Source organism: Hydrocoleum sp. CS-953, from assembly GCF_002260545.1.
In the GTDB taxonomy this organism is placed as follows: Bacteria; Cyanobacteriota; Cyanobacteriia; order Cyanobacteriales; family Microcoleaceae; genus Trichodesmium.
Window position 1 is genome coordinate 1 of the sequence record NZ_LGSU01000258.1, and the last position, 2,564, is coordinate 2,564.

The 2,564-nt window shown below is 34.3% G+C and carries 1 protein-coding gene; it reads left to right on the forward strand.

Annotated features, from left to right (window positions below; all coding sequences use genetic code 11):
* Positions 1-1,171: 1,171 nt before the first annotated feature.
* Entirely contained in the window at positions 1,172-2,245 is a 1,074-nt protein-coding gene (gene rfbB, locus AFK68_RS02270) for a dTDP-glucose 4,6-dehydratase (RefSeq protein WP_094671297.1), read from the forward strand.
* Positions 2,246-2,564: the final 319 nt, after the last annotated feature.

Genomic DNA, 2,564 nt, shown 5'->3' on the forward strand with positions numbered 1-2,564 from the left:
GTGGAGAAATATTTGAAATAATATCGGGTAATCTGTAAGTTTGAGAATTAACAATCAAAGTGGATATGGGAACTAATATTATACTAATCGCACTTGCTAATAGCCAAATAAATTTGTTATTTTTATGTGAAGATTGCTTCTCAATAGGGTTGGGATAAAATGATTTTTCTATTGTTGCTAAATTGGTTTTTTTTCTAGCAGGTTGATTGAGATAAATAACAGAAGTATCTACTTCTTCTTTTGGCTTTTTCTGGGTTATTTCTGAATTATGTAAAGTTGCTTTTTTAGATGGGTTAGGTAAAGTAAGTTGAGAAGATTCTTGGGAATAATTTGTATTTTCTGGTTGCCACCAAATTGTCCCTACTCCCGCCGGATGGTATATTGCAGGTTGATGTAATTCAATGACTTCTGTCCACTCAGGAATTGTATGACCTAATCTTCGCCCATAAATATTGACAAAATCAATGGATGGTGCTTTGAGAGCTTTCATTCCTTGATGAATAACTCTAATACAAGTTTGCTGATCTGGTAGTTCAGAGCCTTCTAGTAAAATATGCAGATTGTTTTTCTGAACATTAACCCTAGCTTTAATTCCTATACTGTTTAATGTCTGGTTGNACTCAGGAATTGTATGACCTAATCTTCGCCCATAAATATTGACAAAATCAATGGATGGTGCTTTGAGAGCTTTCATTCCTTGATGAATAACTCTAATACAAGTTTGCTGATCTGGTAGTTCAGAGCCTTCTAGTAAAATATGCAGATTGTTTTTCTGAACATTAACCCTAGCTTTAATTCCTATACTGTTTAATGTCTGGTTGATTAGAAAAGCGATCGCTGTTGGGTCTCCTTGTTTTGCTTGTGTTAATACTTCTTCCTGACTCACTATTATTTTCCTCACACGGAATATTGGCTAGATTAATAATATTACTTTGTCATCAATATATAGGCTAAATTGATCAGTAACAGAGGATAGATTATATTTACACACCAGTCTATTTTGTCAATTTTTATGTTAAGAAAGATGTTGATCAAGCATAGGACTTTAGTCGGAGGTTCACAGATAATTGATAACTGAAATGACCTATTCCCGTACAACTCAAATTTATTGTTCTAACTAAAAGACGTAGTTCTATATCTTTGATAATTTTAGTTTCAGGAGAAGAAAATTATGGAAAGTCGATTATTGATAACTGGGGGTGCTGGATTTATTGGTTCTAACTTTGTCCATTATTGGAGCGACACCTATCCTAATCACCGAATAGTTGTGTTAGACGCTCTAACTTATGCTGGTAACAAAGAAACTTTAGCTGATTTACAAGACAGGCCAAATTTTCGTTTTGTCCAAGGAGATATTTGCGATCGCTCTTTGGTAGATAGCTTGCTCCAGGAAGAGGATATAGATACAGTAGCCCACTTTGCAGCAGAATCTCATGTAGATAGATCTATATTAGGACCAGCAGCTTTTGTCCAAACTAATATTGTGGGTACTTTTACTCTATTAGAAGCATTCAGAAGTCATTATCAGACTCTTGCTCAAAATCCAGATCGTAGGTGTATATTTCTCCATGTATCAACTGATGAAGTTTATGGCAGCTTAAGTCCTGAAGACCCCGCTTTTACAGAAACTACACCTTATGCCCCAAATAGTCCTTACTCTGCATCGAAAGCAGGAAGTGACCATCTTGCTAGAGCATATTATCATACTTATGGTTTACCAACTATTATTACTAATTGTTCTAATAACTACGGACCATATCATTTTCCTGAGAAGTTAATTCCTCTGATGTGCATCAATATGTTATTAGGAAAACAATTACCAGTTTATGGAGATGGGCAGAATATCCGGGATTGGTTATATGTAATAGATCATTGTCGAGCATTAGATACGGTAATTCATAAAGGTCAACCAGGAAAAACTTATAATGTTGGAGGAAATAATGAAGTAAAAAATATTGATTTAGTGCGAATGTTGTGTCAAATTATGGATGAGTTAGGGAATGATTTACCTGTGCAACCTTGTGAAAAATTAATTACTTTTGTCAAGGATAGACCAGGGCATGATCGACGCTATGCTATTGATGCGACAAAGATTAAAACTGAGTTAGGTTGGCAACCTTCGGTAACTGTTGAAGAAGGCTTAAGTCAGACTGTCGAATGGTTTTTGAATAACCGAGATTGGTGGGAACCATTATTGTCTGAAGAATATCAGACTTACTATAAACAAGTTTATGCAAGTTCTTAAATAAGAAATAAGACAAATAGTCAAGATTAACATTGAGTACCTAAACAAAATTATTTACCTATTCGAATTTTCTGAGAGATTTAGAAGAAAAATAATTCAGCCTGTATAAATGTGTAATTAATTTTGTATAGCTGCTTATTAATTAATTGATAATGGATAATTACTTATAGTTAAAACCGTAAAGGAATTGAATATAAGGAAATATCCTAGCACTTTTATCGAGGGGAGATTGGATATAGCGTTTTGTTGCACGACATGAAAAATGGAACGGCTCTGCAAGAGCAGGAAACTTCGTTAACAACTTCTTTTTCCCCTTTCA

Coding starts and splice junctions, on each gene's coding strand:
- rfbB (WP_094671297.1), top strand. CDS start 1,172: ATGGAAAGTCGATTATTGATAACTGGGGGTGCTGGATTTATTGGTTCT.